This window comes from Streptomyces sp. NPDC029169, assembly GCF_055563935.1.
The window spans coordinates 1-25,208 of sequence record NZ_JBVHXA010000015.1; the positions used below are offsets into that span (position 1 = coordinate 1).

Annotated in this window: 19 protein-coding genes; 7 read left to right on the forward strand and 12 right to left on the reverse strand. The window is 73.3% G+C overall.

The window, feature by feature from the left end; translation table 11 throughout:
- Positions 1-125 precede the first annotated feature (125 nt).
- Positions 126-1,604 (forward strand): ABC transporter permease, encoded by a 1,479-nt coding sequence (locus ACZ4VI_RS25150; RefSeq protein ID WP_468002617.1) that lies wholly within the window; start codon positions 126-128, stop codon positions 1,602-1,604.
- A gap of 32 nt (positions 1,605-1,636) precedes the next feature.
- Positions 1,637-2,692, forward strand: a complete 1,056-nt coding sequence (locus ACZ4VI_RS25155; RefSeq protein WP_468002978.1) for an ABC transporter ATP-binding protein — start codon at positions 1,637-1,639, stop codon at positions 2,690-2,692.
- A 17-nt stretch (positions 2,693-2,709) separates the two neighbouring features.
- Here ACZ4VI_RS25155 and ACZ4VI_RS25160 read toward each other — a convergent pair whose 3' ends face one another.
- The 3 genes from ACZ4VI_RS25160 to ACZ4VI_RS25170 form a co-directional block, all read right to left on the reverse strand.
- Positions 2,710-4,638, reverse strand: a complete 1,929-nt coding sequence (locus ACZ4VI_RS25160; protein ID WP_468002619.1) for an ABC transporter permease — start codon at positions 4,636-4,638, stop codon at positions 2,710-2,712.
- Between the two features lie 84 nt (positions 4,639-4,722).
- Positions 4,723-5,523 (reverse strand): molybdate ABC transporter substrate-binding protein, encoded by an 801-nt coding sequence (gene modA, locus ACZ4VI_RS25165; RefSeq protein ID WP_468002621.1) that lies wholly within the window; start codon positions 5,521-5,523, stop codon positions 4,723-4,725.
- Between the two features lie 77 nt (positions 5,524-5,600).
- Entirely contained in the window at positions 5,601-5,996 is a 396-nt protein-coding gene (locus ACZ4VI_RS25170) for a TOBE domain-containing protein (protein WP_468002623.1), read from the reverse strand.
- Between the two features lie 264 nt (positions 5,997-6,260).
- Between ACZ4VI_RS25170 and ACZ4VI_RS25175 the strand changes: the two genes are divergently transcribed.
- Positions 6,261-10,169: a Pls/PosA family non-ribosomal peptide synthetase gene (locus tag ACZ4VI_RS25175; RefSeq protein WP_468002625.1), complete on the forward strand. Its 3,909-nt coding sequence runs from the start codon at positions 6,261-6,263 to the stop codon at positions 10,167-10,169.
- A 45-nt stretch (positions 10,170-10,214) separates the two neighbouring features.
- On the forward strand, positions 10,215-11,591 hold the full coding sequence (locus ACZ4VI_RS25180; RefSeq protein WP_468002627.1) for a M1 family metallopeptidase: 1,377 nt from the start codon (positions 10,215-10,217) through the stop codon (positions 11,589-11,591).
- Between the two features lie 34 nt (positions 11,592-11,625).
- Here ACZ4VI_RS25180 and ACZ4VI_RS25185 read toward each other — a convergent pair whose 3' ends face one another.
- The gene (locus ACZ4VI_RS25185; protein WP_468002629.1) at positions 11,626-12,975 is read right to left on the reverse strand and encodes a nicotinate phosphoribosyltransferase; all 1,350 of its coding nucleotides are present in this window, start codon (positions 12,973-12,975) and stop codon (positions 11,626-11,628) included.
- 61 nt (positions 12,976-13,036) lie between these two features.
- On the reverse strand, positions 13,037-15,268 hold the full coding sequence (locus ACZ4VI_RS25190) for an RICIN domain-containing protein (RefSeq protein WP_468002631.1): 2,232 nt from the start codon (positions 15,266-15,268) through the stop codon (positions 13,037-13,039).
- Positions 15,269-15,542: 274 nt separating this feature from the next.
- Here ACZ4VI_RS25190 and ACZ4VI_RS25195 point away from each other — a divergent pair, with 274 nt between their 5' ends.
- Positions 15,543-15,842: a DUF1876 domain-containing protein gene (locus ACZ4VI_RS25195; protein WP_468002633.1), complete on the forward strand. Its 300-nt coding sequence runs from the start codon at positions 15,543-15,545 to the stop codon at positions 15,840-15,842.
- 57 nt (positions 15,843-15,899) lie between these two features.
- On the opposite strand, the gene ACZ4VI_RS25200 is transcribed toward ACZ4VI_RS25195, so the two are convergent.
- The 3 genes from ACZ4VI_RS25200 to ACZ4VI_RS25210 all read right to left on the reverse strand — a co-directional run bounded on the left by ACZ4VI_RS25200 (position 15,900) and on the right by ACZ4VI_RS25210 (position 18,853).
- Positions 15,900-16,580 (reverse strand): CBS domain-containing protein, encoded by a 681-nt coding sequence (locus tag ACZ4VI_RS25200; RefSeq protein ID WP_468002635.1) that lies wholly within the window; start codon positions 16,578-16,580, stop codon positions 15,900-15,902.
- Between the two features lie 321 nt (positions 16,581-16,901).
- A complete protein-coding gene (locus ACZ4VI_RS25205) occupies positions 16,902-17,567 on the reverse strand; it encodes a GntR family transcriptional regulator (RefSeq protein ID WP_468002637.1) in 666 nt (221 codons plus the stop codon).
- A 110-nt stretch (positions 17,568-17,677) separates the two neighbouring features.
- Positions 17,678-18,853 (reverse strand): CaiB/BaiF CoA transferase family protein, encoded by a 1,176-nt coding sequence (locus ACZ4VI_RS25210; RefSeq protein ID WP_468002639.1) that lies wholly within the window; start codon positions 18,851-18,853, stop codon positions 17,678-17,680.
- Between the two features lie 135 nt (positions 18,854-18,988).
- Between ACZ4VI_RS25210 and ACZ4VI_RS25215 the strand changes: the two genes are divergently transcribed.
- Positions 18,989-20,194 carry an acyl-CoA dehydrogenase family protein gene (locus ACZ4VI_RS25215; RefSeq protein WP_468002641.1) on the forward strand — a complete coding sequence of 402 codons (1,206 nt, stop codon included), beginning with the start codon at positions 18,989-18,991 and terminating at the stop codon, positions 20,192-20,194.
- 19 nt (positions 20,195-20,213) lie between these two features.
- On the opposite strand, the gene ACZ4VI_RS25220 is transcribed toward ACZ4VI_RS25215, so the two are convergent.
- Together ACZ4VI_RS25220 and ACZ4VI_RS25225 are read right to left on the reverse strand one after the other, a co-directional pair.
- Entirely contained in the window at positions 20,214-20,753 is a 540-nt protein-coding gene (locus tag ACZ4VI_RS25220) for an FBP domain-containing protein (RefSeq protein ID WP_468002643.1), read from the reverse strand.
- Between the two features lie 45 nt (positions 20,754-20,798).
- Entirely contained in the window at positions 20,799-22,076 is a 1,278-nt protein-coding gene (locus ACZ4VI_RS25225; protein WP_468002644.1) for a DUF6777 domain-containing protein, read from the reverse strand.
- 84 nt (positions 22,077-22,160) lie between these two features.
- On the opposite strand from ACZ4VI_RS25225, the gene ACZ4VI_RS25230 reads away from it, so the two are divergent.
- Entirely contained in the window at positions 22,161-23,495 is a 1,335-nt protein-coding gene (locus ACZ4VI_RS25230; protein WP_468002646.1) for a streptophobe family protein, read from the forward strand.
- A 13-nt stretch (positions 23,496-23,508) separates the two neighbouring features.
- Here the strand turns inward: ACZ4VI_RS25230 and ACZ4VI_RS25235 are convergent, their stop codons facing one another.
- Entirely contained in the window at positions 23,509-24,513 is a 1,005-nt protein-coding gene (locus ACZ4VI_RS25235; protein WP_468002647.1) for a serine/threonine-protein kinase, read from the reverse strand.
- Complete coding sequence (locus ACZ4VI_RS25240; protein WP_468002649.1) at positions 24,513-25,196, reverse strand: SH3 domain-containing protein; 684 nt, start codon at positions 25,194-25,196, stop codon at positions 24,513-24,515. The genes ACZ4VI_RS25235 and ACZ4VI_RS25240 overlap by 1 nt, the downstream gene beginning before the upstream one ends.
- Positions 25,197-25,208: the final 12 nt, after the last annotated feature.

A 25,208-nucleotide genomic window follows, 5' to 3' on the forward strand; every position in this document is an offset into this window, starting at 1 on the left:
CCCCCCCCCCCCCCCCCCCCCCCCCCCCCCCCCCCCCCCCCCCCCCCCCCCCCCCCCCCCCCCCCCCCCCCCCCCCCCCCCCCCCCCCCCCCCGCGCCGGTTCCCGGCCGTCCTGGGTGCTGATCGTGCCCGCCGTGCTCGCGGCCGCCCTCGCCGTCCTGCCGCTCGGCTATCTCGCCGTCCGCGCCCTGGAGCACGGCCCCGCCTACGCCTGGGACGTCATCGCCGACGAGCGCACCGGCGAACTCCTGCTGCGCAGCCTCGGCCTCACCGCCGCGGTCGTCGCGGCCTGTCTGGTGATCGGTGTCTCGCTCGCCTGGCTCACGGTCCGCACGGCCCTGCCGGGTGCCCGTGCCTGGTCCGTCCTCGTCACCCTGCCGCTGGCCGTGCCGAGTTACGTCACCGCGTTCGCCTGGCTGTCCGCCGCGCCGTCGCTGGCCGGTTTCACCGGCTCGGCCCTGGCGCTCACCCTCGTGAGCTTCCCGTACGTGTACCTGCCGGTCGCCGCCGCCCTGCGCGGTACCGACCCCGGGCACGAGGAGGTCGCCCGCTCGCTCGGGCGCGGGCCGCTGCGCACTTTCCTGAGCGTCACCCTGCCCCAGCTGCGGCCCGCCGCGGCGGGCGGCGGCCTGCTCGTCGCGCTCTACGTGCTCTCCGACTTCGGCGCGGTGTCCCTCATGCGGTACGACACCTTCACCCGCGGCATCTACACGTCCTACCGAGCCAGCTTCGACCGCACCCCGGCCGCCGCCCTCAGCGCCGTCCTGGTCCTCATGACCGTCCTGCTCGTCGCCGCCGAGACCCGCACCCGCGGCCGCGCCGACTACGCCCGTACGGGAACGGGAACCGCCCGGCGAGCCGTCCCCGCCGTCCTCGGACGGCTGAAGCCGCTCGCCCTCGCCTGGTGCGGCGCGATCGTCGCCGTGGCCGTCGGCTTCCCCCTCGCCACCCTCGCGTACTGGCTCGCCGTCGGCTCCTCCGCCACCTGGGACCCGGCCACGCTCACCACCACCGCGCTGACCACCCTCGGCGTCGCCGCCGCGGGCGCCGCCCTCACCACCCTGCTCGCGCTGCCGGTCGGCGTCATCGCGGCCCGCCACCGGGGCCGCCTCGCCCACCTGCTCGAACAGGCGGCGTACGCGGGCCACGCAGTCCCCGGGATCACCGTCGCGCTTGCCCTGGTCTTCTTCGCCGTGCGTTACGCCCGGCCGCTGTACCAGGAGACCCCGCTCCTCATCTGCGCGTACGCGGTGCTCTTCCTGCCGGTCGCGGTGGCCGCGACGCGCGCCGCCGTCCTCCAGTCGCCGCCGGTCCTGGACGACGTGGCCCGCTCTTTGGGCCGTACGCCCTTCGGCGTGCTGCGCGAGGTCACCCTGCCGCTCGCGGCCCCCGGCGTCGCGGCCGGCGCGGCGCTCACCTTCGTGGTCTGCATGAAGGAGCTCCCGGCCACGCTGCTCCTGCGCCCGACGGGCATGGACACCCTCGCCACCCGGCTGTGGACGGAGACCGGCACCGGCTCGTTCGCGGCGGCGGCCCCCTACGCCGCCGCGCTGATCCTGCTCGCCGCCGTCCCCTCGTACCTCCTCGGAAGGCACCGCACATGAGCGACCCGGACTCGGACATGGGAGCCCAGGACATGAACGACCTTCAGATCAGTGGCGTGGTCAAGGCGTACGGCCCCGGTGCGCCGGTCCTCGACGGTCTCGACCTCGCCGTCCCCGGAGGCTCCCTCGCCGCCGTCCTCGGCCCCTCCGGCTGCGGAAAGACCACGCTGCTCCGGGTCATCGCCGGCTTCCTGAAGGCCGACGCCGGCACGGTCACCGTCGCGGGCCGCGTCCTCGGCGGCCCCGGCGTCCACCTGCCGCCCGAGCGGCGGCGCATCGGCATCGTCCCGCAGGAGGGCGCGCTCTTCCCCCACCTGAGCGCGGCCCGCAACATCGCCTTCGGCCTGACGGATCTCGACCGGGCCGCCAAGCGCGCCCGCGTGGCCGAGATGCTGGAGCTGATCGGACTCCCCGGATACGGCGACCGCATGCCCCGCGAGCTCTCCGGCGGCCAGCAGCAGCGCGTCGCCCTGGCCCGCGCCCTCGCCCCGCGGCCCCATCTCGTGCTGCTCGACGAGCCGTTCAGCGCCCTCGACAGCGGTCTGCGCGGGACGGTACGGGCCGAGGTCCGCGCCGTGCTCAAGGAGAGCGGCGCGACCGCCCTCCTCGTCACCCACGACCAGCAGGAGGCGCTCTCCACCGCCGACATCGTCGCCGTCCTCCGCGACGGGCGCGTCGCCCAGTGCGCCACCCCGGAGGAGCTCTACCAGCGGCCCGCCGACCCCTGGCTCGCCTCCTTCGTCGGCGACGCCGTCATCCTCCCCGGCACCGCCGACCAGGACATCGCCACCACCGCGCTCGGCCGCATCCGCCTCGCCGCAGCGCCGGAGGGCGTGCGCGACGGCGTCGTGCTGCTCCGCCCCGAACAACTCCAGCTCGCCGAACCGGACTCCGCCGACACCGACGCCGAAGGCGTCGTGACGGATATCCGCTTCTTCGGTCACGACGCCATGGTGACGGTGGCCGTCGACGGCCTGGGCGGGACGGTCGACATCCGCACCCCGAGCCCGCTCCGGGTGGCCCCGGGGCGCAGGGTCGGCATCCGCCTGTCGGGTGAGGCCACTCTGCACAGGCCGCCCATCGGCTGACCGGAGGGGGCCCCGGATCAAAGGGCCACGGTGGTCGCCTCGGTGGCCTTGACGCTCGTCCAGACGGGCGTCCCGTCGGCGAGGCCGAGTTCGGCCGCCGCCTGCGGGGTGATCTCGGCGACGAGGTCGGGTGCCTCGTCGGAGGTGATCAGCACGCGCAGTCGGCTGCCGCTCGCCGTGATCTCCCGTACGGTGCCGGGCCAGACGTTACGGGGGCTCCCGCCCGGCCTCTCGCGGTGGACGGAGACGGCCTCGGGCGCGATGACGGCGAGGGCCTCCGTGCCGGGCGGGAGCGGGTCGGCGACGACCAGGGTGCCGCCGGCCGCGAGCGCGAGTCCGTCGGCGGTGGCGGTGCCGGGCCAGGCGTTGCGGCCGAGCATCCGCGCGACCCAGGGGGAGCGCGGGTGGCGGGCGACCTCGGCGGGGGAGTCCTCCTGGAGCGCCCGGCCCTCGTCGAGGACGAGGACGCGGTCCGCGAGGGAGACGGCCTCGACGGGGTCGTGGGTGACGATCAGACAGACGCCGCCGAAGCCCTGGAGGTGGCTGCGCAGCGTGTGCCGGACATGGGCGCGCGTGGTCTGGTCGAGCGCGGCGAGCGGCTCGTCGAGGACGAGCAGCCGGGGGCGGGCCGCGAGCGCGCGGGCGAGCGCGACGCGCTGGGCCTGGCCGCCCGAGAGCTGGGCGGGGCGGCGGTGGGACAGCTGCCCGACGCCGAGCCGGTCGAGCCACTGCTGCGCCGCGCGCCGGGCCTCGCCCCGGGGGACCCCCTGGACGCGCTGCCCGTACGCGGTGTTGGCGAGGGCCGTCATATGGGGGAAGAGCGCGCCGTCCTGGGGGACCCAGGCCACGTGTCGGCGGTGCGGCGGAAGCCCGGTGACGTCGGTGCCGCCGAGGCGGAGCGCGGCATGGGCGCGGGGGGTGAGGCCGAGGAGTGCCCGCAGGAGGGTCGTCTTTCCCGCGCCGTTGGGTCCGACGACGGCGATGGTGGTGCCGGGCTCGGCGGCCAGCGTGAGCCGGGTGAAGCCGGTGACCTCGGCGTCCAGCGACCATTCCTCCCGGGGCACCTCCGGGGCGACCTCGGCGGGGGCCGCGTCCGGCAGGGCCTGATCCACCGTCGGCCGGCTCCGCTGAGCGCGTTCGGCGGGTACACCGGTCCAGCGCCCGCGCAGCGCGATGAGCACCGCCATGGCGATGACGAGCAGCAGCAGGGAGACGGAGGTCGCCGCCTCCGGCTCCTCCTGGAGCAGCAGGTACACCTGGAGCGGCAGCGTCTGCGTGGTGCCGGGCAGGTTCCCCGCGAAGGTGATCGTCGCGCCGAACTCGCCGAGCGCCCGCGCCCAGGTGAGGGCGGCTCCGGCGATCAGCCCGGGGGCGACCATCGGCAGCGTGACGGTGAAGAAGACCCGTACCGGAGACGCGCCGAGCGAGGCCGCCGTCTCCTCGTACCGGGGCCGCAGCCCGCCCAGCGCGCCTTCCAGGCTGATGACGAGGAAGGGCATGGAGACGAAGGTCGCCGCGAGGACCGCTCCCGAGGTGTGGAACGGGAAGGTGATGCCGAACGTCGACTCCAGCCACGGCCCGAGGAGCCCGCGGCGGCCGAACGCGAGGAGCAGCGCCACCCCGCCGACCGTGGGCGGCAGCACCATCGGCAGGAGCACGAGCGAGCGCACCACGGCCTTGCCCGGGAAGGACACCCGGGCCAGCAGCCAGGCCAGCGGCACACCCAGGACCAGGGAGAGCCCCAGCGACCAGAACGACACCACCAGCGAGAGCCGCAGGGCCTCGACGGTCCCGGGTGAGCCGAGATGGTCCGTCAGTTCGCCCCACTGGGTGCGGGCGAGGATGCCGACCAGCGGCAGTACCAGGAAGGCCACGGCCAGCAGCGCGGGAATCGCCAGAGCGAGGGGCGCGCGGGGGCCCCACGTGCGGCTGCCGGTTCGTTTCATCGGTGGATCCCTGCGGTTCGAGTACGGGGGTGGGGGCTGTCCATGCCCCCCGGAACGGACAGTCCCCACCCCCTGGTTTCCGGGCTACGGCTTCTGGAAGCCGGCGTCCTGGAGGATCTTCTGGGCCTCGGGAGTGGACAGCCACGCGACGAACGCGGCGGCGGCCTCGGCGTTCTTGGACCCCTTGAGCGTGGCCGCCGGGTACTGGGCGATCGCGTTCTGGGCGTCGGGGATCTCGACGGCGTCGACCTTGTCCGGGGCCGTCGCGGCGTCCGTCCGGTAGACGAGCCCGGCGTCGGCCTCGCCCAGCTCGACCTTGCTCAGCACGCCGCGGACGTTGGGCTCCTGGGAGACCGGCTTCACCGTGATCCCCTGGGCGTCGAGGATCTGCCTGCTGTACTTGCCGGCCGGCACCTCGGGCGCCGCGAGGACGACCTTGAGGCGGGTGTCCGCAAGGTCCTTCAGCTCGTCGACCTTGTGCGGGTTGCCCTCGCCGGTCGCGATGACGAGCCGGTTCCTGGCGATGACGGCCGGTGTGCCGGTGTCGGCCCGCACCTTGTCCATGCTCTTGGTGTCGGCGGTGACCAGCGCGTCGGCCGGCGAGCCCTGGGCGACCTGCGCGACGAGCTCCTGGGAGCCGGCGAAGGAGAACGTGATCTTCGTGCCGGGGTGCGCCTTCTCGTAGGCGGCGCCTGCGATCTTGAACACGTTGGTCAGCGACGCGGCGGCCAGGACCGTGAGGTCGGTCCGGGAGGCACTCGCCCTCGTGACTCCGGCGTCCTTCGCCGTCCCGTCCTCGCCGCAGGCGGCAAGAGGGACGAGCAGAGCGGCCGTCACGACGGCAGCGGAGGCCCGGCGTCCGGTGAGGGTGACCTTGCGGGACATGGGGATGGGGCTCCTTCGGTGAGGACGAGCCGCGCCGGTGACGGACGCCGCCGCTCGGGGTGCGTGAGGGTCAGTGGTCAGGTGCGGTCGATGTGCACGCTGGTCGACTTCACGCGGGCGGTGGCCTGCATGCCGACTTCCAGTCCCAGCTCTTCCACGGCCTCGCGGGTGAGCAGCGAGACCAGCCGGTGCGGGCCCGCCTGGATGTCGACCTGGGCCGCGACGTCGCCGAGCTTGATCGCCGTGACGATGCCGGGGAACGCGTTGCGCGCCGAGGTGTAGGACGCCTCGTCCTCGCCGGTGCCGCTCTGGGCGATCTCCACGGAGAAGGCGGCCAGGTCGCGGCCGTCGATGAGACGGCGACCGCTCTCGTCGCGGTGGGTCGCGACGCGCCCGGCGTCGGCCCAGCGCCGCGCGGTGTCGGAGCTGACGCCGAGCAGACGGGCCGCCTGCCCGATGGTGTAGGACTGCATATGCGACAACGTAGAGCGCTCAGGCTCGCATCTGCAACAACTCCGTACGGCACTCCATGGTGAATGCGAGGTCGTATGGAGGAAGGCACAAGGACAGGCCTGGCGCATTACCGCCCCTCCTCGGCCACGTGCAAGGGTTTCGACGAGGAAATCCCGGTCCACGCACTAGACTTTCGGGCTGTTTGGCGCTGGACCGGAACAACCTGGGCAGACCCGGGCTCCGCCCGGCGACCCGGACGTTCCGGGAACGAGACGCGAGGGCCGATGGCAGCCACACCTGAGCGCGGCGAACTCACCCTGCTCGACGACGGGGACACGCCCGAGGGGTCCGGCAAGGCGGCGCGGTTCTCCGCCGGCCCCGCCGCCCCGACACGCACCCTCGTCGACATCCTCGACGCGTCCGTCCGCGCGTACCCCGACGAGCTCGCCCTGGACGACGGCGCCACCCAGCTGACCTACCGCGCACTGGCCGCCGAGGTCGAGCGCCGGCGGCGCGCCCTCGCCGCCGCGGGAGTGGGGCTCGGCGACCGGGTCGGCGTACGCGTGCCGTCCGGGACCAACGAGCTGTACGTCGGCATCCTCGCCGTCCTCGCCGCAGGCGCCGCCTACGTGCCCGTCGACGCCGAGGACCCCGACGAGCGGGCCGAGCTCGTCTTCGGCGAGGCACAGGTGCGCGCGGTCCTCGGCGCCGGACAGACCATCGACGTCCCCCGGCCCCCCGAGCCCGGCCACGCCCCCGCCGCACGCCCCGGGCCCGAGCACGACGCGTGGATCATCTTCACCTCCGGCTCCACCGGCACACCCAAGGGCGTCGCGGTCAGCCACCGCAGCGCCGCCGCCTTCGTGGACGCCGAGGCCGCGCTCTTCCTCGCCGACGAACCGATCGGACCCGGCGACCGGGTCATGGCCGGACTGTCCGTCGCCTTCGACGCCTCCTGCGAGGAGATGTGGCTGGCCTGGCGCTACGGCGCCTGCCTCGTGCCCGTCCCCCGCTCCCAGGTCCGCAGCGGCGCCGACCTCGGCCCCTGGCTGGTCGAGCAGGAGATCACCGTGGTCTCCACCGTGCCCACCCTGGCCGCGCTCTGGGAGCCCGAGGCACTCAACGAGGTCAGGCTGCTGATCTTCGGCGGCGAAGCCTGCCCGCCCGAGCTGACCCAGCGCCTGGTCACCGAGGGCCGCGAGGTCTGGAACACGTACGGCCCCACCGAGGCCACGGTCGTCGCCTGTGCCTCGCTCCTGACCGGTGAGGAACCGATTCGCATCGGTCTCCCCCTGAACGGCTGGGAACTGGCCGTGGTCGACGAGTCCGGCGAACCCGTGCCCATGGGCGGCAGCGGCCAGCTCGTGATCGGCGGCGTCGGCCTGGCCCGCTACCTCGACCCCGAGAAGGACGCCGAGAAGTACGCCCCGCTCGCATCCCTCGGCTGGCAGCGCGCCTATCGCAGCGGCGACCTCGTCCGCGCCGAACCGGAGGGCCTGGTCTTCCTCGGCCGCGCCGACGAACAGATCAAGCTCGGCGGCCGGCGCATCGAGCTGGGCGAGGTCGACGCGGCACTCCAGGCCCTGCCCGGCGTCGCCGGCGCGGCCGCCGCCGTCCGCACGGCGCGCAGCGGCAACCAGCTCCTGGTCGGCTACCTCGTCACCCAGGAGGGCTGGGACCACGCGGCGGCGGTCGAGCGGCTGCGCGCCGAGCTGCCCGCGGCCCTCGTGCCCCTCCTCGCGCCGGTCGACGACCTGCCGACCCGTACCTCCGGCAAGGTCGACCGCGGCGCACTGCCCTGGCCCCTGCCCGACCTGGAGACCAGCGGCCCCGCCGAGCAGCTGTACGGCACCGAGGCCTGGCTCGCCGAGCAGTGGACCGAGACCCTCGGCGTGGCCGTCACCAGCCCCGCCGACGACTTCTTCGCGATCGGCGGCAACAGCCTCGCCGCCGCCCAGCTCACCACCCGGCTGCGCACCCGCTACCCGAGCGCGGCCGTGGTCGACATCTACCAGCAGCCCACCCTGCGCAAGCTGGCCCGGCGCCTGGAGAAGTCCGTACAGGACGACGGCGCGGCGCGCACCGTCGCGCCGGTCCCGCTCCGGTCCCAGGTGACGCAGTCGCTGATCCTGCTCCCGCTCTTCACCCTGGTCGGCCTGCGCTGGACGGTGGCCCTGCTGGCCCTGGGCAACGTCCTGCACCGGTTCGGGCCCTACCCATGGGCGCCCACCGCCTCGTGGTGGCTCGTCGCCGCCGGCGCCGTCCTGCTCCACAGCCCGCCGGGCCGGCTGGCGATCGCGGCCGGCGGCGCACGCCTGCTGCTGCGCGGGGTCAAGCCGGGACGACATCCGCGCGGCGGAAGCGTGCACCTGAGGCTCTGGACGGCCGAACGGCTCGCCGAGTGCGTCGGCGCGACCTCCCTCACCGGTTCCTGGCTGCAGCGCTACGCACGGGCCCTCGGCGCCAAGGTCGGCCCCGAGGTCGACCTGCACTCCCTGCCGCCCGTGACCGGCATGCTCAAGCTCGGCCGCGGCTGCGCCGTGGAGTCCGAGGTGGACCTCTCCGGACACTGGCTGGACGGGGACCGGCTCGAGATCGGCCCGGTCAAGGTCGGTGCGGGCGCGGTCGTCGGCACCCGCAGCATGCTCTTCCCGGGCGCGCGGGTCGGCAAGCGGGCCGAGGTGGCCCCCGGATCCGCCGTGGCCGGACAGATCCCGACCGGACAGCGCTGGGCCGGAGCGCCCGCCGTCAAACTCGGCAAGGCCAAGCGCAACTGGCCGCCGGAGCGCCCGCCGCGCGCCGTCCACTGGCGCGCCGTGTACGGCGCCACCGGCTTCTGCCTCACGGCCCTGCCCGTGCTCGCCGCCCTGCCCGCGCTGCTCGTGGCCGGCCTGTTCGTACCCGCCGACGCCGGCCTGGCCGAGGCCCTGCACGGAGCGCTCCTCGCCGTGGTCCCCGGGGCGCTCGCCTTCGGATTCGCGTACGCGCTGCTTCTGCTCGTCCCGGTACGGCTGCTCAGCCTCGGGCTGCGGACCGGGAACCACCCGACGCACAGCCGCGTCGGCTGGCAGGCCTGGACGGTCACCCAGCTGATGGACCTCTCCCGGCAGACCCTCTTCCCGCTGTACGCGGGGCTGATCACGCCCGTGTGGCTGCGGCTGCTCGGCATGAGGATCGGCCGGGGCGCGGAGGTGTCAACGGTGCTCGCGCTGCCGAGCCTGACGAGCGTGGGCGACGGCGCGTTCCTCGCCGACGACACCCTGACCGCCCCCTACGAACTGGGCGGCGGCTGGATGCGCATCGGACACTCCGAGATCGGCCGCCGGGCGTTCCTCGGCAACTCCGGAATGACCGCGCCGGGCCGCAGCGTGCCCGACGACGGTCTGGTCGGCGTGCTCTCCGCCACCCCGAAGAAGGCCAAGAAGGGCAGCTCGTACCTGGGCCTGCCGCCGGTCAAGCTGCCGCGGTCGGCTGCCGACGGCGACCGGAGCCGCACCTACGACCCGCCCGCGCGGCTGCTGTGGGCGCGAGGCCTGGTGGAGCTGTGCCGGCTCGTCCCGGTGTTCTGCTCGGCCGCGCTGGCCGTCCTGACCACGGCGGCGCTCTGCGCGCTGACCGCCACCAGCGGGCTGGGGACCGGAGGAGTCGCACTGCTGTCCGGAGCGGTCCTGCTCGCCGCCGGTGCGACCGCCGCGGTGGTCTCCGTGGCCGCGAAGTGGCTCCTTGTGGGCCGGCACCGTACGGGACAGCACCCGCTGTGGAGCGGCTTCGTCTGGCGCAACGAGCTGGCCGACACCTTCGTCGAGGTCCTGGCCGTGCCCTGGCTCGCCGGATCGGTGCCCGGGACGCCGCTCCTCGCCCTGTGGCTGCGCGGCCTCGGGGCCCGGATCGGCCGGGGCGTGTGGTGCGAGAGCTACTGGCTGCCCGAAATGGACCTGGTGACCCTGGGCGACGCGGTCAGCGTGAACCGCGGCTGTGTGCTGCAGACACACCTCTTCCACGACCGGATCTTGAGGACGGATACTGTGGTCCTCCGCGAGGGCGCCACCCTGGGCCCGGGCGGAATCGTTCTGCCCGGAAGCACGGTCGGGGCCCGCAGCACACTGGGTCCCTCCTCTCTCGTGATGGCCGGGGAATCCGTCCCCGCCGACACCCGCTGGCTGGGCAATCCGATCGAGGCGTGGCGGTCCTGAAAGGGCCACGGCGTACGAGCAACAGGGCAGGGAGCGGAAGCGGCAGTGAGCGGCCAGAGGACGACGGCGTCGGACCCGTACTTTCCGGCCAACGGCGATCCCCGTTACCGCGTGCACCGGTACGAACTCGCTCTGGACTACCGCCCCGGCCCCAACCGGCTGACCGGCACCGCCCGCCTCAGCGCGATCGCCGGCCGGGCCCCGCTCACCGAGTTCGCCCTCAACCTGGCCGAGTTCAAGACAGGCCGGGTCCAGGTGAACGGCCGCGCGCCGCACTACACCCACCGGGGCGGCAAGTTGCGCATCCGGCCGGCCAAGCCGCTGCCCGCCGGCGCGGCCTTCACCGTGGAGGTGCACTGGTCGGGCAACCCCAAGCCGGTCCGCAGCCCCTGGGGCGGCCTCGGCTGGGAGGAGCTGACCGACGGCGCGCTCGTCGCGAGCCAGCCCGTCGGCGCGCCCTCCTGGTACCCGTGCAACGACCGGCCCGCCGACAAGGCCTCGTACCACATCTCGGTCAACACCCCCTCCGCCTACACGGTGGTGGCCGGCGGCCGGCTGCTCACCCGGACGACCAAGGCCTCCACGACCACCTGGGTGTACGAGCAGTCCGCGCCGACCTCCAGCTATCTGGTCGGCCTGTCCATCGGCATGTACCAGACCGTCCTGCTCGGCGATCCCGGGCTCGGCGGTGTCCCGCAGAGCGCCCATGTACCGGCGCATCTGCTGCCCCGGTTCTCCCGGGACTTCGCCCGGCAGCCCGCGATGATGCGGCTCTTCGAGGAGCTGTTCGGCCCTTACCCCCTCGGCGAGTACACGGTCGTCGTCGCCGACGAGGAACTGGATGTCCCCGTGGAGGCCCAGGGGCTCTCCCTCTTCGGCACCAACCACGTGGACGGCGTACGGGGTTCGGAGCGGCTCATCGCTCATGAGCTCGCCCACCAGTGGTTCGGCAACAGCGTGACCATCGCCGACTGGCGGCACATCTGGCTGAACGAGGGCTTCGCCAAGTACGCCGAATGGCTCTGGTCGGAGCGCTCCGGCGGCCGCACCGCGCACGACCTCGCGGCCGCCGCGCACCGGCTGCTCGCCGCGCAGCCGCAGGATCTGGTCCTGGCCGACCCGGGCCGCAAGCTGATGTTCGACGACCGCCTGTACCAGCGCGGTGGCCTCGTCGTCCACGCGATCCGCTGCGCGCTGGGTGACTCCGCCTTCTTCCGCATGCTGCGCGGCTGGGGGACCGTCCACCGGCACGGCGTGGTCACCACCATGGGCTTCACCGCCCACGCGGCCCGCTACGCGACCGAGCCGCTGGACGACCTCCTCAGGTCCTGGCTGTACGAGCCCTCCCTCCCCCCGCTCCCCTCCCCGACCGACCGCCCCGCGATCCCGGCCCGCCCCGAGTACCCGCCGGCGAACGCCTGATCCCGGAGCGCCGTCCTCTCGCGCGTCCGAGGGGTCACCTCCCGGGATCGCCCTCGGACGCCCCCATCCGCGCCTCGATCCGGTGCCGGACGATCGTCGTCAGCACCCCCAGACGCGTGGACACGGCCGGGACCGGGGGCACCGGGTCCTCGATCCGCCGGGCGGCCTCCGGCAGCTGCGCGAGGTCGGCCTCGAAGCGGGCGCGGGCGGCGTCCAGGGAGTCCGGCGGCTCCGTGCGGAGGCCGCCGCGCATCACGGTCCGCAGCAGCGGCTCCGTTCCCTCGGGCGGCTCCTCGTTCGCCAGACCGATGACATCGCGGAGGCCGGGGCCTCGGAACACCTGCTTCGGGCCCGGCGCCGTCGCCTTTCCCTCCGAGAACTTCATGATGGGCGTCCCGTCGTACTCGACCAGCTTGTACGCCGCGTCCAGGTACGGGGCGTCCGCCGCCACGCCGACCTTCGTACCGACCGCGAAGACGTCGATCGGCGCCCCGTCCCGTACGAGTGCGGCGACGGCGTACTCGTCGAGCCCGCCGCTCACGATGATCTTCACGTCCCGCAGCCCCGCCGCGTCCAGCTGTGCGCGCGCCCGGTGGGCGAGCGCGCGCAGGTCACCGCTGTCGAGACGGATGGCGCACCCCGGACCGCGCTCCAGGTCGCCCAGGACGCGCGCGGCCGTCGCGACCCCGCGATCGGTGTCGTAGGTGTCGACCAGGAAGGTGACCGGGCCGGGGTGCGTGCGGGCGAAGGCCCGGAAGGCGTCCTCTTCGGACGGGAACGACTGGACGTACGAGTGGGCCATGGTGCCCGAGGCGGGAATGCCGTACCGGACCGCCGCGGCCACGTTGCTCGTCCCGGCGAAGCCGACCAGCGCGCCGAGCCGCGCCGCCTGCATGCCCGCCTCGGGCCCGTGGTTCCGGCGTAGCGAGAAGTCCACCAGGGGCCGTCCGGCGGCGGCGACCACACACCGCGCCGCCTTGGCGGCGACGGCCGTCTGGTGGCAGAGCAGTGAGAGCAGGTACGTCTCCACGAGCTGGGCCTGCGGGAGCGGCGCGGTGACCTCAAGGAGCGGCTCACCGGCGAAGACCAGCCGCCCTTCCGGGACAGCGCGGACGGTGCCGTCGAAGACGAGCCCGTGGAGCGGTTCGAGCTCCTCGACAGGCCGCCCCAGCGCCTCGGCGAACTCCTGGACGTCGGAACGCCCCACCAGGAAGCGGGAGAGGTGGTCGAGGGCGGGTTCGAGCCCCGCGGCGACGAGGAATCCTCGGCCCGGGGGAAGCTCGCGGACGAAGAGGCTGAACGTGGCCGGTGCCCGCATGTCCTCCCGTAGGTACGAGAGCGCCATCGTGACCTCGTACAGGTCGGTGGTGGTCACCTGGGACATGCTTCGATCATGCGCGGCCGGCCGGCGCCCCGCACGGGGGCGGCCGGCCGCGCGCCCGCGGTCAGGTGATCGTCCACCGTTGCAGGGCCGAGCCGGTGTCCGGCTGCTGGGTCACCCGGGCGCCGTTCGCCGTCGACGCGGTGGTCAGCAGCAGGCCGCTGCGCACCGAGGCGACGGTGTACGCGCCGGTCGGCTGCCGCGCGACGGTCCAGCGCTGGTTGGCGCCGCCCGTGCAGGTCCACTGGATCACCCGCGCCCCGGCCGCCGTGGAGCCGCCGTCGACGTCGGCGCAGAGCCCCGACTCGGCGTTGACCAGCTCGTACGAGCCGTCCGGCTGCCGGGTGAACCGCCAGCTCTGGTTGGCGCCGCCGTTGACGGCGTAGGTGATCAGCTGCGTGCCCGCGGTCGAGCTGTGGTCCGGGTTGTCGAGCGCCTTGCCGCCCGTGACCAGGGTGCGGACACCGTCCAGGGAGCCGGGCGCCTCGCCCACCGGAGTGAGCGTGAGGGTCTGCTCCGCCGCGGTGCGTGCCCCGCCGACACCGCTGCCGGAGGTGTCGGTCCAGGAGCGGGCGGGGGTGGTCTCGGCGGGCCTGCCGGAGTCGGCGGACATGCCGATCACCAGCCCGCTGTAGCGGTTCACCAGCCGGTACGTCCCGGTCGCCGTGCCCGTGGCGGTGGTGCCGGGGATCACGAACCACTGCCGGCCCACCGCCGTCCCGCCCGCCCCGGCCGGGGTGACGGTCGGCCTGGTGCCCCAGGCGCGGCTGCCCGTGACGGCGGAGTCGACCCCCAGGAGCCCGCCGGTGGCGGCGTTCGCGACACGATATGAACCGTCGCCGAGCGAGGTGAAGATCCACGACTCCAGGGCGGCCCCGGTGCCGGCCGGCAGCGAGGTGGTGGTGGAACCGCCGGAGACCTGGGCGAGGACGCGTCCGCCTCCGGAGGAGATGCGATACGTCCGGCTCGGGTCGACGGGAGCGGCTGGAGCGGACGTACCGATCGTGATGTCGACGTACTCGCCGGACGAGCCGCCCGAGCATCCGAAGGAGCAGTACGAGCGGAAGTTCCTGCCGACGATCGCGGAGCTGGTCCGGCTCGTGCTGTCCAGGAACCAGCGGTACCACGAGGCGTTGGTGTAGGTGCCGGTGTCCCCGATCAGCCGCCACTGCTGCTTCGACAGGTCGTCGGTGGCATAGAACTGCTGGGATGCCTTGCCGCTCTGGTCGACGGCCTGCGGCTCGCCGATGTACAGCCCCAGATGGGCGTTGTACGTGATGTCCATGACGAACAGGGGAGAGGTGGGCGGCATCAGGCCGGCCGCGACCTGTTGGCTCACGGTGCCGGCGTTCGCCGGGTCGTACTCGTCGGAGACCGGGGTGTAGCCGGTCGTACTGGAGGCGTCGACGGGCACCATGTTGCTCTCGCGGCCGCCCACGCCTGGCTCGGTCCAGGCGCCGTCGTACCACTTCCGCCACGAACCGGGCGCCATCTTGCCGGATATCGGCGCCCGGGCCACGTGCGCGTGGAAGGCCTTCCAGCCGCCGCCCTTCTCCACGATCCGGGAGCCGTAGTAGACGTAGAAGTACCCGGACGCGGTGTCGACGAAGAGGCGCGGATCGCCGTCCCCGTAGTGGTACGTCTGCTGCGGGAAGGCGGCCGTGTCGCCCCGCTTGGTGCTGAACGGCGAGGTGATGACATGGGACTTGATGGTCCATGTCCGGCCCTGGTCGGTGGAGACCGCGTAGTCGATGCCGTCGTAGTGGACGCCGTCGCCGAAGGGCTGCGGGGTGAACTCGTTGTGCACCAGGCCGTACCAGGCGCCGGTGTCCGGGTCGACCCACACCCCCGCCAGGTCGCAGAAGTTCTTCTGGGAGTACCCCGAGCCGGCCGGCGGTGCGGTGGCCTCCAGGCCCGTCGGGCTGTTGTTGCACCGCCACGTGGTGTCGTTGTTCCTGTCGGCGGAGTTGGCCGGGTTGACGGCGTCGCTGATCGCGCTCGACCGGGTTGCCGTGTCGAAGTTCGTCCCGGTGAAGAAGTTCCACTGGCGGGGCTGGGTCGTGCCGTAGAGCGCATGGGCCTGCTGGAAGTAGAAGGTGCCGTCCTTGTCGAGGTAGGACGCGGCCGGGGTGTCGTCCGGGTGGGTCCAGGAACCCTTCGCGCCGACGGTGACGGTGTAGGTGGCGGCGGGAGCGGCTTCGGCCGGCGGTGCCGCCGACGCGCCACCGCCACCGGTGACCAGGGCGAGGACGACGGCGGCAAGCGTCGTGACCAGTACGGTTCTTCGAGCGAGCATGAGCACTCCTCCCCGGGACCGCGCGCGCCGCGGCGGCCCCTGGCGTGGAATCGGGCGTACCGCAGCATTCACGCCCGCGTCGGCCGGGCCCATGGACGGGCGGGTGGGAGGGCTTGGACTTTGGAGTCGTTCAGGGGGCGGGGGCGGTCAGCCACCTACGGGTCCACCGCGTTGCGGGGAAGGGGTCGCGCTCACGCGCGCGTGGACGGATTATTGAGAGTAGGAAGGGACGCGCGTCGATCGTACGCGTCCCGACGGCACGAGGAGGCAGACCATGACACGGACACTTGAGTGGACGGTCGGCCTGGAACTGGTCGAAGAGGACGGCAGGACCGAGGCCGAGGCGCATCTCGACACCGGCACGTCGACCCTCACCGGCCACGGCACCGCACGGTGCAACCCGTCGGACGTGGACGTACCGGCGATCGGTGACGAGCTCGCCGCGAGCCGGGCCATGAAGGACCTGGCAAGCAAGTTGATGCGCGAGGCCAACCGGGAGATGGAGGCGGTGGGCGCGGGGACCGTACCCCAGCACACCGGCCCCGGATACGGCTGGCCGGAGGCGGTCCAGTAATGGGACCGCCCCGCGTAACGGGCCCGCGGGCATCGCGCCGGCGGGCCCGGTCCCGTGTCACGCCCCGGGCGACCCGATGCCCCCGGTAGGGGCGACCGTGTCCCGGTCCTCCTCGGCGCCCTGGCTCTCGCCCTCGCCCTCGCCCTCGTCCTCGTCCTCGTACGCCAGCCGGTCCACGACCTCCACGACGCCGTCCACGCTCTCGCAGAGCCGCAGGAAGACCGGCGCGAGGCTCCGGCGCTCCAGCGTGCCGCTGAGCGTCACCCGGCCCTCGTCGACGTCGACGTGGAGCGACGCGGGGGAGAGGCCGAGGATGCGGATGACCACGTCCTCCAGGATCTCCTCCTGGATCGAGCGGTCGCGGCGCAGGAACAGCTGGAGCAGATCGCTCCGGCTGAGCACCCCGATGAGCTGCCCGCCCGAGTCCACCACCGGAAGCCGCTTCACCCGGTGCCGCTCCATCAGGCGCGCCGCCTCCACCGCCGTCCAGGACGGCCTGGCGACTACCACGGGGCTGGACATCATCGCCTCGGCGGTGCTGGGGCCGTCCTTGGCGGTGTGGCGGCGGAGCAGATCCGCCTCGGACACCACGCCGACCGGCCGGTTGGCCTCGTCGACCACGGGCACGGCGGTGATGCCGTACTCGTCGAGCAACCGCGCGATCTCCTTGAACGACGTCCCCGGCTGCACGGCCACCGCGGTCGGCGTCATCAGGTCCGCGACACTGCGGTTCCGCATCGTCCGTCCCGTCCCTTCTCCCGCTTCTCCGCCCATGATCCCTCACCTGGCGGGAACGCTCGTGACGCGGATGTTCCGCTGCGCGTCGACGTACCCGACGCGACCGCCGAACCGGTCTTCGGCTGGTGGACGTAACCGTGCGTGCCGGCGCGGAGACGCGCCGTGACGGCCGTTCGCCGGCCTAGTGCAACGGGTCGAGCCGACGGCTTTGCCGTTGCTGTGCCAGTGGCCGAACGGGTACGCGGTACCCGTCACCCGGCACTGGTGCGTGAACTGCTTCCGGTCGTCGTCGCCCCAACTGGCCCATGGGGTTTGCCTGGTTCACTCCAGGTCCAGGATCTCCCGCAGGGCAGCGACCGCGTGGGCCCGGTGGTCGTCGAGCCAGCGCACGGCGGCCTCCTCGTCGCCGTTGCGTACCGCCGAGATGACCGCGCGGTGCTCGCGCACGGCCAGCTCCCGGTTCGGTACCTCCGTGTAGTACAGCGAGCGGTACGCGTCGGTGGCGTCCCACAGGGTCGTGATGAGCCGGACAAGGCGCGGCATCCCGGACGCCTCGATCAGGGTGAAGTGGAAACGGCGGTTGGCCGCGGCCATCGCCGTCACGTCACCGGCGTCGGCCGCCCGCTCCACCTCCCGCTGGATCTTCTCCAGGGAGGCGAGCAGCCCGTCCTCGCCGCGGCGGACACCCATGCGGACCGCCTCCGTCTCCAGCAGCTGCCGGATCCGGTAGATCTCCTCCAGGTCCGCGAGGGAGAGTTCGGCGACGAAGTAGCCCCGGTGGATGTGGTGGACGACGAGACCCTCGCCCTCCAGGATCTTCAGGGCCTCCCGCAGGGGCACGCGGCTGACGTCGAGCCGGGCGGCGAGCGCGTCCTGGCGGATCTGCCCGCCGGGCCGCAGTTCTCCGGCCGTGATCGCGCGCCGCAGCTCCTGAAGGACGAACTGCTGGGCGGTCTGCGGCCGCCCCTTCTGCACCGCGCTGCTCATCGACTGTGACCCTTCCGTCGTTGATTCGGTGATGTCGTCGACGGCGTCTCTTCCGTCGTTGCCGCTCGGCCCGCGCCTGTGCGGGTCCTGGCACTGATCCGTATATCTTCCTACGGCGTGCCGGGCGCCCGTCCCAGCTCGGTCAGCAGGGACGCCGTGTGCTCCCCGAGCCGCGGGGGAGCGGCGCGATAGGAGGGTGGGGTGACGCCGAGCGTGATCGGGTTGACGACCTGGCCCGGTCCGGCCGCGGCGACGGGGACGCGGGGTGCGAGGCCCAGCCGGTCGGCGAGGCCGAAGGCCGCGGCGAGATCGTTGATCGGACCGCAGGGCACTCCGGCGCCGGTCAGCTCCTCGAACCAGCTGTCGGCGCTCCGTTCGGCGAGGGGACCCGCCAGCGCCGCGACCAGTTCCTCGCGGTGGGCGACGCGGGCGGTGTTGGTGGCGAAGCGGGGGTCGTCGGCGAGACCGGGCAGGCCGAGGCGTGCGCAGAGCGTGCGGAACTGGCGGTCGTTGCCCACCGCGAGGACGAGCGGCCTGTCCTTCGCCTCGAAAACCTCGTACGGAGCGATGCTCGGATGCCGGTTGCCCATGGCCCGCGGGACGACACCGGCGCCGAGGTGGGCGGCCGACTGGTTGGTGAGGGCGGACAGGAGCGAGGAGAGCAGGGAGACCTCGACCCGCTGGCCCTCGCCCGTCCGCTCCCGGTGCCGCAGCGCGGCGAGGACGCCCATGCCCGCGTGGAGGCCGGTGATCACGTCGACGAGCGCGACGCCCGCCTTCGTCCCCTGCCCGCCGGGCTCGCCGGTCACGCTCATCAGCCCGCCCATGGCCTGGACGAGAAGGTCGTAGCCGGGCAGATGGGCGCCCTCGGCGGCGCCGAAGCCGGTCACCGAGCAGTAGACGAGGCCGGGGTTGGACGCGCGGACGGCCTCGTAACCGAGCCCGAGCTTCTCCATCGTGCCCGGCCGGAAGTTCTCCACGAGGACGTCGGCGCGATCGACGATCGCCCGGGCCGTGTCCAGGTCCGCGGGGTCGGTCAGATCCAGGGCGACGGAGCGCTTGTTCCGGTTCACCCCGAGGAAGTAGGTGGCCTCGCCGTCGGCGAAGGGCGGACCCCAGGCCCGGGTGTCGTCACCGGTGCCCGGTCGCTCGATCTTGATGACATCGGCACCGAGGTCGGCCAGGAGCATCGTCATGTACGGCCCGGCGAGAACGCGCCCGAAATCGGCCACGACGATCCCGGACAGGGCACCCGGGGCTGGCGTCACCTGCTGATCTGCGCGCATCCGCTCTCCTTCGCCGGCGGTCGGATCCAGCTGGAACGTACGCATCGGAGATCAGATATTCAATACTGGATCCAAAATCCGATCTCCCGCTACGCTTCGGCACGCCGAGTAGCCGCACCAGCCTGGAGGCCGTCAGTGAAGCCGTCCCCGCAGTCGCCGAACGCGTCGAAGTCGACCCCCGTCCACCCCTTTGATCTGCTGGTGATCGACGGCCTGTTGACCGACGAGGAGCGGGAGATCCGCCGCACCGTTCGCGCCATGGCGGACAAGGAACTGCGCCCCCACGTCGCCGAATGGTTCGAGCGGGGCGCCATCCCCGCCCGCGAACTCGCCCGGCAGCTCGGCGGTATCGGCGTCCTCGGCATGCACCTGGAGGGCTACGGCTGCGCGGGCACCAACGCCGTCGCGTACGGCCTGGCCTGCCTGGAACTGGAGGCCGTCGACTCGGGTCTGCGCAGCCTGGTCTCCGTGCAGGGCTCCCTCGCGATGTACGCGATCTGGAAGTACGGCTCCGAGGAGCAGAAGCAGCAGTGGCTGCCCGGGATGGCGGCCGGCGAGTACATCGGCTGCTTCGGCCTCACCGAGCCGGACGCCGGATCGGATCCCGGAGCCATGCGCACCCGCGCCCGGCGCGACGGCGACGACTGGGTGCTGGGCGGCACGAAGATGTGGATCACCAACGGCTCGGTCGCCGACGTGGCCGTCGTCTGGGCCCGTACCGACGAAGGCGTCCGCGGCTTCCTGGTGCCCGCGGGCACCCCCGGCTTCAGCGCCCCCGAGATCAAGCAGAAGCTGTCGCTGCGGGCGAGCGTGACCAGCGAACTGGTCCTGGAGGACGTACGGCTGCCCGCCGATGCGATGCTGCCCGCGGCCCGCGGACTGTCCGGCCCGCTCGGCTGCCTCAACGAGGCGCGCTTCGGGATCGTGTTCGGCGCGCTCGGCGCCGCCCGCGACTGTCTGGAGACCGCGATCGCGTACGCCGGAGACCGGATCGTCTTCGAACGGTCCCTCGCCTCCTACCAGCTGACCCAGCAGAAGCTCGCGGACATGTCCCTGGAGCTCGGCAAGGGCATGCTGCTCGCCCTCCACCTGGGGCGCCTCAAGGACGCGGGCACCCTCGCGCCCGAGCAGGTCAGTGTGGGCAAGCTGAACAACGTACGGGAGGCCATCGCCATCGCCCGCGAGTGCCGCACCATCCTCGGCGCGAACGGCATCACCCTGGAGTACCCGGTGATGCGTCACGCCAACAACCTGGAGTCGGTCCTCACCTACGAGGGCACCAGCGAGGTCCACTCCTTGGTCATCGGCAAGGCCCTCACGGGCGAGCAGGCCTTCCGCTGACCCGCTGCGGCCATCCGGTCTAGCCAGCCGTCACCTTGGCGAGGAACGCGTCCAGGTTCGTCGTCGTCCGCTCGATCCGCTGCTCCACCGTCAGTGACTCCTCGTGGCGGCCGGCCCGGAGCCTGGGCTGGCGCTTGCCGCGGACGTACAGGGAACAGGCAAGGTCGGAGCAGATGTAGATGCCGACCGTGTTTCCCTCGCGTCCGCGGCTGCCGGCGAGCGGCGCCGCGAGCAGCGTCACGCCCGACGAGGCGTGCCCCGTCAGGCAGACCTGGCACAGGCTGGACTTGACCGCGCTGGTGCGGCTCGTGGCGGGCACCCGCAGGGTGATGCCGAGCGGACCGTCCTCGCGGGGGACGACGAGATGGGCGCGCAGCGGCGCGCCGGGGTCGACCCAGCCGAGGAAGTCGAGGTCCTGCCAAGGGAGTTCGGCGAAGTCCAGCGGGAGCTTGAGTCTGCTTGCCTCGCCCTTCGTGCAGTTCACGAACGACGAGCGGATCTGTTGGTCGGTGAGAGGTTCCACTTGGTGGACCGTACACACATGGAAGGGGCCGGGCATCCGGATTTCCGCCGGGCCGGAGCCCGGAAGACCGCGCCCGACGCGTCAGAGGACGGGCTGCGCGTCCGAGGCGCTGCCCGCCGCCTGCGGGCTCTCCGGCGAGGCCGTTCCGTCCGTCGCGGGTTCCGACGGCGGGCTCGGCGAATCGGGTGAGGCAGGCGACTTCGGGGCCGGCGGGGACGGAGGGGAGTCCGAGGGGCATACCGGCGGCGTGACGCCTCCATGGGGCGTCGGCGTCTCGTCACCCGTCACCGTCACACACGGCACCGGAGAGGTCGGCGGGGACTCCGACTTCGGGGACTCGGTCAACTTCGAGACGGAGGGCGACGGGGGAGCGGTCGGCGGGGTCGTCGGCTTGTCCTGCCGCCCCGTGTCGCCCGGCTCGCGGGCGAACCAGCCGTCGTCCTCGGGGTCGTACACGACGAAGATGTTCACGACGGTCACCGAGGGCGCCACGACGACCACCTGGGAGGGCTGGTAGCCGGCCCACCGGGTGCCCGTCGTCTTCGGGGACTTCTGGGCGACCGGCGGGGTCAGCGGATTGCCGCAGGCGCAGCGCACCCGGGGCACACCCCGGTCGTCGACCAGGACGGCCGTACCGGCCTGGAGGACCGCCTGGTACGACGTGGCGGAGCCGCCACGGAAGCCGTGGTTGGTCACCCGGGTGTCGACCCGGAGCTGAAGCGGGGTCAGGGACCGCAGATATCTGGGCACTCCGTTCGCCGAGATGCCGAGCACCGAGGCGAAGGCCGCGTTCTTGGCAGGCTGGTCGGCCAGAAAGCGCACCTGCTGCTCGACGTCGCAGCTCGCCACGTTCCGCGTTCCGCCGTACAGGCCCGCCGCCGAACCGGTCACGCTGCGCGTGGCGGAGGTGGCGTCCGTGGTCCGGGTCGGGCTGGGCAGCGGGGTGGGCGACTGCGAGGCGTCGGCGGCGCGGGCCGTCGACTTGGTGAAGGGGTCGGGGCCGGTGGCCGAGGCGTTCTGCAGGAACACCTCGCCGCCGCCGGAGCCACCGCCGCCGCCATTGCCGTCCGGACGGGTGAGGACGACCGCCAGGGCCACGGCCGCGACCAGGACGGCCGTGACCGAGGCGACCTTGGGGACGGAACGCCACCAGGGGCCGCCTCCACCGCCTTCACCCGCACCGCCGCCTCCGCCCGCACCACCGCCACCGCCACCGCCACCGCCACCGCCGCCGGAAGGCGGCCCGGGCGGCGGTGGGGGACCGGCTTTCCCGGGGCTGGTGCTCGGGCCCGAGAGGGGGCCCGAAGGCGGACCTGAGGGGGGAACCGAGGGGCGGCCGGACGGCGGTTGGGACGTCACGTTTTTCCCTTTCTTCCGTTCCGGGCCCATTGTGTGCGCGGAACGGGCGCCGCCCGCAAGCGGACGTCAGCCGTCGGTACTAGCGTGGTGACCGTGAGTAGTCCGCTCCCCACCACGTCCCGCCCGGCCTCCGACGCCCAGCAGCTCGCCCGCCATTGGGGCGAGGCTCTGGCCGCCGTCCTCGCCGGTTTCCTCGCGATGGCCGTCGTCGCCGCGCTCGGCCTCTGGGCCGCGGGCGCCGCCGACCTGCCCGGCGGCTTCGTGAACGTCGTCGCCGCGGTCGTCGTCATGGCGGCAGGAGGGCAGATCGACCTCTCCGGCGATGCGGGCGCGCTCGCCGGTACGAACGCCGAACTCACCGCCATGCCCCTCACCGTCACCCTGGTGGGCGCACTGGTCACCGGCTTCTGCTTCCTTCTCCCGCTGCGCCACCACGCCGTCGCCCGGACCCGGGACCTCCTCGCCCGCGCCGCCCGCACCGTCCTGCTCTGGCTGGCCGCGCTCGCCGGGCTCTCCGCCCTCGCGCGCCACGACTTTCCCGTTTCGATCGGCGGCGGCGAGAGCCAGGACACGATCTCCGACCTCTTCGGCGAACTCCTCGAAGCGGCGAACCCCACCGTCGGATTCCGCACCGAGGTGGGACCCACGCTGTTCTTCGGGCTGCTTTGGATCCTCGGCGTGCTGCTGATGGCCCTGCTGGTCTCGCGCAGGACCCCGCTCCCGCCCCGGCTCGTCCGCTACCACGAGGCCGTACGGCCGGCCGCCTCCGCCATGCTGCTCCTGCTCCTCGCGTACGTCCTCGTCGGCCTGGTCATCGGGATCGTCGTCGCGGCCTCCAGGGGCCACGCGGCCGACACGCTCGCCGTGATCCTGCTCGGCCTGCCGAACGTCAGCTGGCTCGCTCTCGGCGTCGGTATCGGAGGCTCCTGGGAGGGCACCGTCGAAGGGCCGTTCGGGCTGCCGATGCCCCAGATCCTCGACTCGGTGCTGCGCACGGACACCGCGGGCCTCTCCACCGTGGACCTGTCCTCCCTCGCCTCGTACGACTCCCGGGCCTGGTGGCTGCTGCCCGTGGCGGCCGTGCTCGTCCTGGCGGTCGCCTTCGTGGCCGCGGTCCGTTCGCCGGCCCGTACGCGGCTCTGGCAGCACGCCCTCCACCTGGGCGTCGCCTTCGCCCTGACCATGCTGGTCGTCGCCCCCGTCACGCTCGTCGAGGCGCGCTTCGGGCTCTCCATCCTCGGCATCGGTGAACTCGAGTCCCTCGGCGGCCAGGTCGTGCTGCGCCCCCACGTCTGGAAGACCGCCGGGTTCGCCCTGCTCTGGGGGCTCGTCGCGGGCTTCCTCGGCGGGCTGCTCGCCTCCCGCGTCCACCGCCGCGGTGAAGCGGAGACCTCTCCGCAGCCGGCCCCCAAGGGCTAGAAGCACGGAAGCGCTACGACCAGGTGGCGGACGGCTCGCGGAAGACCGGGCGCGCCCATGCCGGCGGTGGCGGCGGCGGGGTCGGCGGCTCGGGACGGACGGGGCCGCCACCGCCGCCCGGACCGGGACCGCCCCGCTCCAGGGCCGCGCGCAGCGCCGCGACGAACTCCAGACACGTCCCGTACCGTTCCTCCGGAGCCTTCGCCAGCGCCTTCGCGAGGACCTCGTCCGCCGCCTCGGGAAGCTCCGGACGTTCGGCGGACGGCGGGGGCGGCGGGTCGTACTGATGGGCCCAGAGCAGGGCCATGTCGTCGTCGCGGCGGAACGGGGGCACGCCGGTGAGCGTCTCGTAGACCACGCACGCCAGGCTGTACACATCGCACCGGCCGTCCACCGGCTTGCCCGAGATCTGCTCGGGCGCCACGTAGTCGAGCGTGCCCACGAACTGCCCGACCGTCGTCAGACCGGTCAGCGACAGGGACTTCTTCGTGAGCCCGAAGTCCGTGAGGTAGACATGCTCCGGATGGTCGCGGTCGGTGCCCTCGTCGACCAGGATGTTGCCCGGCTTCACGTCCCGGTGCACCAGGTCGTGGGCGTGCGCGGCGTCCAGTGCCGAGGCCACCTGTACGGCGATCCGGCCCGCCTTCTCCGGCGCCAGGGCGCCCTCGCGGTCGAGGAGCGCGCGCAGGTCCTGCCCGGGGACGAAGCGCATCGCGATGTACAGGACGCCTTCCGTCTCGCCGGCCTCGAAGACCGGCACGATGTGCGGATGGTCGATCGCGGCCGCCACGCGCGACTCGTGCGCGAACCGCTTGCGGAAGGTGTCGTTGCGGGCCAGCTCGGGCGCCAGCAGTTTCAACGCCACCGTCCGCTCCAGCCGCAGGTCACGTGCCCGGTACACGACCGCCATCCCGCCGCGGCCGACCTCCGCCTCGACGACGTAGCCCGCGATCTGCCTGCCGACGAGCCCCGACTCCCGGCCGGCGGGCAGATCGGGGTCCCGCGCCGCGTCGGCCATCAGCCCTCACCCGGCAGATGCGCCGGGTCCACGACCCGGGTGGGCGGCGGGCCGGTGGGGCCTTCCCGGTCTCCCGGTCGTCCGTCCTCCTCGTCGAGGCGTGGCACCACCCGCGTCGGCTCGTGCCCTGCCGCCGCCGTCCCGCCCTCCGGTACGGCGGAGGATGCCGAGGGACCGGCCGCGGCGGCGTACGTGCTCAGTGCCGTCCCGTCGCAGTACACCCAGCGTTCGTGCTCCGCGTCGTACAACCACAGCGATTCGCCGTCGACCACCATCCCCACCCGCAGCCCGTGCGTCCGGCGCCGGAACGTGTCCCGGTCGGTCCGGCCGGCCGCCAGCTCCTCGGCCGCGCGCCGGTAGCGGCCGAGCGACTCCTCCGCGCGGGCGATCAGCGGCCGGGGGTCGGCGGTCCTGGCGAGCGGCTGACGGGCATCCGGCGGATCCACGGGTACGGAGACGAGCAGCCGGGCGTCGACCCAGGCGGTCCAGCCGTTGGAGCAGAGGACCTGCCCCCAGTCACCGACCCGCTCCGTGAGCTGCACGGGCAGGAACGCGTCGAGCGGCACGGTCGGCAGGCCGGGATCGGGAGCCTCCCAGGTGGGCAGACCGTGGCGCGGCACGACATGCGTCGGCCGGAAGTCCGGTAGCGCGTCCGGGACCGGGGGAGTGACCGGGATGCCCATGGGCCGCCTGCC